The following is a 7,890-nucleotide window of genomic DNA, read 5'->3' on the forward strand; positions in this document are numbered from 1 at the left end:
CAATATAAATACAAAAAAGAAGGTGACTCTAAACAAGTTAAGATAAAGGATAGAGCGAGTATTTCTGAAAGACCTAGCAGTGCTAATAGAAAAAATCTTTATCACTTTGAAGGTGACACTATTGTTGGTAAAGACCATAAAAGTGCTATTGTAACAATGGTCGATAGAGCTAGCAGATTTACTATTTTAGCCAAGTCTATAGATAGAACAGCTAATTCAATCAATAGAATATTGTACAAAGTATCTAATGGTCATAAAATATTAACAGCTACATTTGATAATGGTAAAGAGTTTGCTAAACATAAGAAGCTAACTAGCAAGACTGGCATCAAAGTATTCTTTGCTGATCCATACAGTCCTTGGCAAAGAGGTACTAATGAAAACATGAATAGGTATATCAGACAATTTATACCTAAAGGTACTAACTTTAACAATATATCTCATCAATACATTAGAAAGTTACAGATAGACTTGAATAATAGACCTAAGAAATGTTTAAATTACTTGACACCTAATGAAGTACATTTTGGTATCTCTATAAACATTGAGAATACAATCTAGCTTTTAATAATTATTTAACGTCACTTATACTACTTGGAAATATCTTTGCAAAATGTAATGCAAAATTCCCATTAGAGCATGAGTATAAATATATATCTCAACAGGATTAACAAGTGTTTTATGGATAGATTTTAAACTATCAATATATGCTGACTGATAATTCCAAGCCGTAAACCAAAAAAATCCTGTAACCCAAGCCAGAGTCAAAGCTAATAAACCTAAACCTTGGACTATGGCAGCAATGCTACACTACGAGCATTAGGTAATTTAAATTTTCTCAACTCTAATATATCTTCTCTTAGCACTGAGAAATCACCATACAAATATGGAAAATAGTATCTTAAACCTCTTTTGTCTAATGACATAATAAGCAATAGTACACTTAAAACTGCTAACCCTAATCCACTAAGCATATGAATATATGCCCATGCATTAAGTCCATATTTAGTATGCACAAAATTACTATTTATAATCTGAAATAAAACAGTAATACCTACTACAATATGTAAAATACAATAATTTTTGTCTTGTGATTGTCCTAAATATTCCCAAAACGACTTTATAAAATAATATGTTTTCTTGCAAAGATTCATATTTTACTCATTATCTCCCATAGCATTTTCAACTAGATTATTCTCAAGCTCTTTTTTAGGTTTTATATTTGATATTACTTTTAGCTTTTCAACTTGACCAATTAAATTTCCACGGCCTGTTTTTAGCTTACTAAAAGCATTTTCGTAAGACTTATTAGCATCAGCAATAGATTTGCCAACTTTTTCTAGATCTTCTACAAAACCGACAAACTTTTTATATAACTCTTCTGCCCTACTATAGATATCTGTAATACTCTGAGCTTGCTTTTCATAGCGCCAAGTATTCTCAACTGCTCGTAATGCTACTAGTAAAGTTGTAGGACTAACTAAGATGATCTTTTGCTTAAATGCTTCATCATAAAGATTAGTATCATTATCCAAAGCCACTAATAAAGCGCCTTCCACAGGTATAAACATAAATATAAAATCTAACGAATTTATACCTTTTAAGTTTTCATAGCTTTTATTTGCAAGACCTTTTATATGCTCACGAATAGATCTTATATGAGCTTTTAGATGAGCTTGTTTTTGCTCTTCATCTGCAGCCATATAGTCATTGTATGCAAATAATGAAGTTTTAGCATCTATAATTATATCTCTACTATCAGGTAACTTAACAACCACATCAGGACGATATGCTTTACCCTCATCATCAGTAGTATGCTTTTCACAGAAGTACTCAAAACCTTCACGAAGACCAGATTTCTCAAGGACATTCTCAAGCACCATCTCACCCCAGATACCTTGTTGTTTTGTACTACCTCTAAGAGCATTTGTGAGATTATGAGCCTCAGCAGTCATCTTTTGATTTAACTCTTTGAGAGTTTTTAGCTCATTCTGCAAAGCTCCTCTAGCAATAGACTCTTTATCATAAACATCTTCTACTTTTTGCTTAAAATCTTTTAACTGTTCACGTACAGGATTTAAAACACTATTTAAGCTTTCTTGATTACGCTCATTAAGTTTTTTTGAATTATCTTCAAAGATCTTACTAGCTAAATTCTCAAATTCTGTTTTTAATTTGGCCTCACTATTTTGTAACAACTCTAGCTTATCTTGCATAGCAGTATTTTGTTCTTTAAGCTGAGTTTCAAGCATTGATACTTGAGACCTATAGTTTTTTATTTCTTCGATATAGCTATAAGACTTTTCTCTCTCTTCTTTAAGCTCCTGCTTAAGCTCATCTATACGTAGAGTATTATCTTGTTTTAACGCTAAATTCTTTTGCTTCTCTTGATCTAAAAGTGTATCAAAAGTTAATTCTTTACTACGCAAAGATAATAATTCTTGCTGTACTGAGTTTTTATAATCTTCAAATTGAGTCCGAATATGCTTTGTTTCTATAGATCTTTTATTAAGTATAAAAAACGGCACTATACCACAAATGACTAATAGCACTATCAACGCTATAGCTAATATCATTTTAAATTCCTTAGATTATTTATTTTTTGATCTTATAGACCCTTGAAGAGCCTTGCGAATTGCTTCTGCAGCTGTTTTTGATTCTCCAATAGTACCACGAATCATTTTTTCTGCATCTTTTTGTTTATAGCCAAGAGCTAAAAGCGCATCTACTGACTCACTAAAGATTGAATTTGAAATAGCCGCTGGTGTTTGAGCTTGTTGAGAATTATTAGTATTTACAGATACTGAAGCATCAGATGACTGACTATAAATCTCATTTGCCATTTTTAATAATTTATCATAAATCTCAACAACTAAACGCTCAGCTGTTTTTTTGCCAATACCCGGTACAGTAGCTAACAACCCATAATCTTTATTCTCGATACAATGCAAAAGTGTTGTCGAATCCATACCTGATAATATTGCAATAGCTGTCCTAGCACCTATTCCACTTACTTTTATTAATTCTTGAAAGACTTTTTTATCAACCTTTGTTTTAAAACCATATAACTGTTGAGCATCTTCACGAACTACAAAATGCGTATAAAGACTAATTTGACTATTAATTTCACCTAATGAGTAAAACGTAGTCATTGGAACAAAAACTTCATATCCTAAGCCATTTACATCTATAAGCAAAGCTGTAGGATCTTTTTCAATCAAAGTACCTTTAATAAAACTAATCATCATCTATACCTTAGCACTTTTGAATTGTAGTTAGTTTCAAGCTAACCATGAGCGCCACTAAAAATGCAACTGGAAGAATTATAAGCGCAGCAGAAATATTTAAGTCGAAACTATTCACTAAAATCCCAACGATAAGAGGAACAACAAACCCAGAAAGCATAACAACTGTATTATTTATACCAAAAAATATAGACTTTGGTTTTTCCGCTCTATAGTTAGCAATTACTGTAAATGATAATGTTTGACCAGCAGCAGCACAACCTATCAAAAATAATATTATCATACTCATTGTATGGCTCAAATCCATGAACAATAACACACAAACACAAACAAAGCCTAATAAAGACACTACAAACAACATATTAACTTTATTCTTAAATTTGTCATATAAAAATCCAAAAAATGGACTACCAATACCTAAGCCTAACCATAGAAAAGCTACAGAGTATGATGCTTGTGTTGCCGTAAAGCCCTTAGTCTCTAACAAACTCACACCCCATATAGCCCCTAAAGTAGGTATAGAACAATAGATAAAGAAAGCATAAAAATATATCATAATTAAATTCTTATTTAAAAGGTTGCCTTTAATTTCACTATTTACTTCTTGCTTACTCAAAGTCTCTGCAGCTTTAGCACCATCTTTAACAAATATTAATATTAAAGCCGCTAAAAAGATTCCTACAATGGCAGATATTAATATTACTAATCTCCAGCTATCTAAATAGCTAACAAAAAATAATAATGGTCCTCCAGCTAAGATTGGACCAAGAGTTCCTAATATCTGTGTTGATCCAGATAAAATGCCCATATACCTTACAGGGAACCACTGAGTTGAGATTATTAGCAATCCCAAGAAACCAAACGTAGCACCAATTCCCATCAAACATCTAGCAAAAATCGCGACATATATACTTGACGTTAAAGAAAATAATAAAGCTCCCAAAGCACAAGCAATAGTTGCAAAAAATAGTGATTTTTTTATACCGTATTTATCAAATATAAAGCCTACTGGGACTTGCAACGCTGAATAACAAAGATAAAAAGCACCCCCAAATAATGAGAAGCTAAACGCAGTTGCCTGAAAGCTATCGACAATCTCTTGATGTAATGAATTTGGTAATACTCTTAAGAAAAATTCATAAAAGAAAAATGTTGCACCAATAAGCCAAACTGTACAAGCTTGAAGATATCTAGTTCCCATAATTTGATAAGCGTAATTTTTATGTTAAAACTATTATAGATTTGCATTTAGCTTTAGACAAACAGTTTTACTAGATTTATCTAATTCTTTTTTGAGATACTCGACTTACTCCGGCAATTCTAGCTAAAGACTTACTACTATGATAATGACATATCGCTATAGCTAAAGCATCTGCAGCATCTTCAGGCGGCTTTTTGCTTAAGCCTAGTATTGATTGTACCATATGTTGAACTTGAGACTTAGCAGCACCACCGGTTCCTACTACAGCTAGCTTGATTTGTTTAGCTGAGTATTCTGATACTTCAAGGTTATTAATAGCAAGTGTACACATCGCTACTCCTCGAGCTTGTCCAAGCTTAAGTGCCGCGCCAGGATTCTGGAACATAAAGATCTGCTCTATAGCTGATTCAGTAGGAGCATAAGTACTTACAACTTCTGTAATGCCATCAGCAATTTGTTTAAGTCTTCTAGCGGTACCCGTTTCTGTAATCCTGATACAACCACTTGCTACATAGTATAACTTATTATCATGAATCTTTATGATCCCAAAACCTGTTATTCTAGAACCTGGATCTATTCCTAAGATTACCATTTATAGACTTTCTAACCTTAAATAAACTTATAAAAATTTTATTACAGATAATTCCCAATAGATAGAAGCTTTTTAGATATTACAAATAACATTTGTAACAACAAGTCTCAACTTGTCATTACATAAAAAATATGAAAAAACTATCCTAACTGCTCCATTAACTCTTGAGTGAAGTTAACATTAGAATATACATTCTGTACATCATCAAGATCTTCTAATCTATCAATCAAATTCATAACCTTCTCAGCAATTTCGATATCAAGCTCGGCTTTTGTTTCTGCATCAAAAGTTACTTCAGCATTATCAGAGTTAAATCCTTTTGCGATCAATGCCTCTTGCACATCAGAAAAATCATGAGGTGTTGTGAAGACATCTATACTACCATCTTCATGAGTAATAACATCTTCTGCGCCAGCTTCAAGAGCTACTTCCATAAGAGCATCCTCATCAACACCTGGAGCAAATGAAATAATACCTTTTTTAGTAAACATATAAGCAACCGAACCATCAGTACCTAAGTTACCACCACTTTTTGTAAAGGCATGACGAACTTCTCCTACAGTACGATTACGATTATCAGTCATACAATCTACTATTATAGCAACTCCGCCCGGTCCATAACCTTCATAGCGCACCTCTTCAACATTAGCACTATCATCACCACCTGCACCTTTAAGGATAGCTCTCTCAACAGTATCTTTACTCATGTTATTAGCAAAAGCCGTTGCTATGGCTGCTCTCAAGCGTGGGTTTGCATCCTTATCTCCACCCCCTAACCTTGCAGCAATAGTTATTTCTCTAATAAGCTTTGTGAAGATTTTTCCTCTTTTAGCATCTTCTTTTGCTTTTTTATGCTTAATATTGGCCCATTTACTATGACCTGCCATTTTTACACCTACTTTATTTATATATAACTAACTACTTTTTCTACTAATTTATCAATACCCTGAGATACTTCTAAAATATTTTTAGCACACATATATGCTGGAGTTGACACAACTTTTACAGATTCATCAACGCATATATCTGTCGCATCCATAAGAATAGCTTTTGCACCCTTTTTCTCTAGGATAGCAGATGTATTCTCATCTGTACCGATAGTTGCTTTTGTACCCTCTGGATATACTAAGAGAATCATCAATGGTGCAATACATATATATCCAGCAGGTTTACCTGCCAAATAAAAAGCTCGCGCAAAAGTCAACACATCTTGATTCATTTGATAACTTTCGTCACCAACAAATGCAAAGTCCATAATGTTTTTGGCTGCACCAAAACCGCCCGGAAAAATGATTGCATCATACTCATCACTATCTGCATCTGCTATATCGATAACATTACCTCTAGTGATACGTGCAGATTCTTCTAAAATATTTCGAGGAGATGCTTTGCTATCAACACTTTGATGAAGATGATTGATAACATGTTTTTGATTTTTATTAAGCGCAACTCCTTGCCATTCTACACCTTGTTTTTCTAATGCTAGTATTGTTAAAACAGTCTCTTGTATCTCTGAGCCATCTAGATAACCACATCCAGATAATACTACAGCTATTTTTGCCATTTTAAATTCACCTTTATGTTTTATTATTTTATAAGTCTAGATTATTTCTTTTAAAAACTCTATCTGCTCTATAGCTTGATCTAACCATAGGACCTGATGCTACTTCTAAAAATCCTTTTTCAAGTCCAACTCTACGATATTCTTCAAATTGCTGTGGCGTAACAAATCTTTCTACACTCAAATGATGTTTAGTAGGCTGCATATATTGACCAAGAGTTATTATATCTACGCCCACACTACGCGCATCATCCATAGTCTTATATATTTCTTGATCAGTCTCGCCAAGACCTACCATAATACTAGTTTTAGTCAGGAGATTAGGAGATTTTTGTTTAACATATCTCAAAAACTCCAAAGTCTGCCAGTATCCAGCTCTTGGATCTCGCACAGGATGAGTCAAACGCTCTACAGTCTCTATATTCTGAGCTATTACATCAACTTTTGTATTAATAATTTTATCAACATTTTCTTTAACCCCAGCAAAATCAGGAGTCAATGCCTCAACCTTTATGTTCCCATCAAGATTTTTTATAGCAGTAATTGTAGCTGCATAATGTCCTGCTCCACCATCTTCTAAATCATCACGATCTACAGATGTTAATACGACATATTCAAGATTCATAAGTTTAACACTTTCGGCTGTATTTTGAGGCTCTTCTTTATTTAGCCATCCTTTTGGATTACCTGTATCTACTGAACAAAACTTGCAAGCTCTAGTACACACAGCACCCATCAACATAATTGTAGCTGTTCCATGAGACCAACACTCATTGATATTTGGACACTTTGCTTCTTCACAAACCGTCGATAATCTATGTTTTTTAGTTATTGACTTAACTTTTAAATACTCTTTTGAATCTTGTTTTTTTACTTTTAACCATTCTGGTTTGCGTATATGTACAGAGTTTTCTTTTTTGTTTCTAATACCATCTTTAACGGCATGAAAACCATGGTCTGTAGTGTACTTTGTACCACTCTCAATTTTTACTTTTATATTAGATATCTCTTTCATACAATTATCGGAGCATTCGCTTGATCTATAATTTTCACTACATTATAAAAGATAAACTCCTATTTATAAATATTTACTTTCAGATTATCTATTTTATAGAAATTATTACTCGCAATCATATATAAAAAAATCGACTTATCTGCTAGATTGTATTCTCAATGTTTATAGAGATACCAAAATGTACTTCATTAGGTGTCAAGTAATTTAAACATTTCTTAGGTCTATTATTCAAGTCTATCTGTAACTTTCTAATGTATTGATGAGATATATTGTTAA

Annotated in this window: 10 protein-coding genes and 1 pseudogene; 1 reads left to right on the plus strand and 10 read right to left on the minus strand. The window is 32.8% G+C overall.

Annotated elements, in window-relative coordinates:
- A partial coding sequence (locus tag F8C69_RS07500) for an IS30 family transposase (RefSeq protein ID WP_159183759.1) occupies positions 1-561 on the plus strand: 561 nt, incomplete at its 5' end.
- 24 nt (positions 562-585) lie between these two features.
- Here the strand turns inward: F8C69_RS07500 and F8C69_RS10705 are convergent.
- The 10 genes and pseudogenes from F8C69_RS10705 to F8C69_RS11445 all read right to left on the minus strand — a co-directional run.
- Positions 586-768, minus strand: a complete 183-nt coding sequence (locus F8C69_RS10705; protein WP_234384166.1) for a hypothetical protein — start codon at positions 766-768, stop codon at positions 586-588.
- A gap of 23 nt (positions 769-791) precedes the next feature.
- A complete protein-coding gene (locus tag F8C69_RS10710) occupies positions 792-1,154 on the minus strand; it encodes a hypothetical protein (RefSeq protein WP_234384165.1) in 363 nt (120 codons plus the stop codon).
- A gap of 3 nt (positions 1,155-1,157) precedes the next feature.
- A complete protein-coding gene (locus F8C69_RS07510; RefSeq protein ID WP_159184768.1) occupies positions 1,158-2,576 on the minus strand; it encodes a DNA recombination protein RmuC in 1,419 nt (472 codons plus the stop codon).
- A gap of 15 nt (positions 2,577-2,591) precedes the next feature.
- Positions 2,592-3,245, minus strand: a complete 654-nt coding sequence (gene ruvA, locus F8C69_RS07515; RefSeq protein WP_192189676.1) for a Holliday junction branch migration protein RuvA — start codon at positions 3,243-3,245, stop codon at positions 2,592-2,594.
- Between the two features lie 10 nt (positions 3,246-3,255).
- Entirely contained in the window at positions 3,256-4,446 is a 1,191-nt protein-coding gene (locus F8C69_RS07520) for an MFS transporter (protein WP_159184770.1), read from the minus strand.
- 76 nt (positions 4,447-4,522) lie between these two features.
- On the minus strand, positions 4,523-5,038 hold the full coding sequence (ruvC, locus tag F8C69_RS07525) for a crossover junction endodeoxyribonuclease RuvC (protein WP_159184771.1): 516 nt from the start codon (positions 5,036-5,038) through the stop codon (positions 4,523-4,525).
- Between the two features lie 140 nt (positions 5,039-5,178).
- Entirely contained in the window at positions 5,179-5,925 is a 747-nt protein-coding gene (locus F8C69_RS07530; RefSeq protein ID WP_159184772.1) for a YebC/PmpR family DNA-binding transcriptional regulator, read from the minus strand.
- Between the two features lie 17 nt (positions 5,926-5,942).
- The gene (gene elbB / locus F8C69_RS07535) at positions 5,943-6,602 is read right to left on the minus strand and encodes an isoprenoid biosynthesis glyoxalase ElbB (RefSeq protein WP_159184773.1); all 660 of its coding nucleotides are present in this window, start codon (positions 6,600-6,602) and stop codon (positions 5,943-5,945) included.
- A 28-nt stretch (positions 6,603-6,630) separates the two neighbouring features.
- Entirely contained in the window at positions 6,631-7,614 is a 984-nt protein-coding gene (gene lipA, locus F8C69_RS07540; protein ID WP_159184774.1) for a lipoyl synthase, read from the minus strand.
- A 142-nt stretch (positions 7,615-7,756) separates the two neighbouring features.
- Positions 7,757-7,890: pseudogene (locus F8C69_RS11445) on the minus strand (IS30 family transposase); the annotation flags it as partial.

Source organism: Francisella noatunensis subsp. noatunensis, from assembly GCF_009823375.1.
Taxonomy (GTDB): Bacteria; Pseudomonadota; Gammaproteobacteria; order Francisellales; family Francisellaceae; genus Francisella; species Francisella noatunensis.

Bases quoted from the DNA above. Each gene is read 5' to 3' on its own strand.
- lipA (WP_159184774.1), bottom strand. From the start codon at position 7,614: ATGAAAGAGATATCTAATATAAAAGTAAAAATTGAGAGTGGTACAAAG.
- F8C69_RS07530 (WP_159184772.1), bottom strand. From the start codon at position 5,925: ATGGCAGGTCATAGTAAATGGGCCAATATTAAGCATAAAAAAGCAAAA.
- ruvC (WP_159184771.1), bottom strand. From the start codon at position 5,038: ATGGTAATCTTAGGAATAGATCCAGGTTCTAGAATAACAGGTTTTGGG.
- F8C69_RS07520 (WP_159184770.1), bottom strand. From the start codon at position 4,446: ATGGGAACTAGATATCTTCAAGCTTGTACAGTTTGGCTTATTGGTGCA.
- elbB (WP_159184773.1), bottom strand. From the start codon at position 6,602: ATGGCAAAAATAGCTGTAGTATTATCTGGATGTGGTTATCTAGATGGC.
- F8C69_RS07510 (WP_159184768.1), bottom strand. From the start codon at position 2,576: ATGATATTAGCTATAGCGTTGATAGTGCTATTAGTCATTTGTGGTATA.
- F8C69_RS10710 (WP_234384165.1), bottom strand. From the start codon at position 1,154: ATGAATCTTTGCAAGAAAACATATTATTTTATAAAGTCGTTTTGGGAA.
- ruvA (WP_192189676.1), bottom strand. From the start codon at position 3,245: ATGATTAGTTTTATTAAAGGTACTTTGATTGAAAAAGATCCTACAGCT.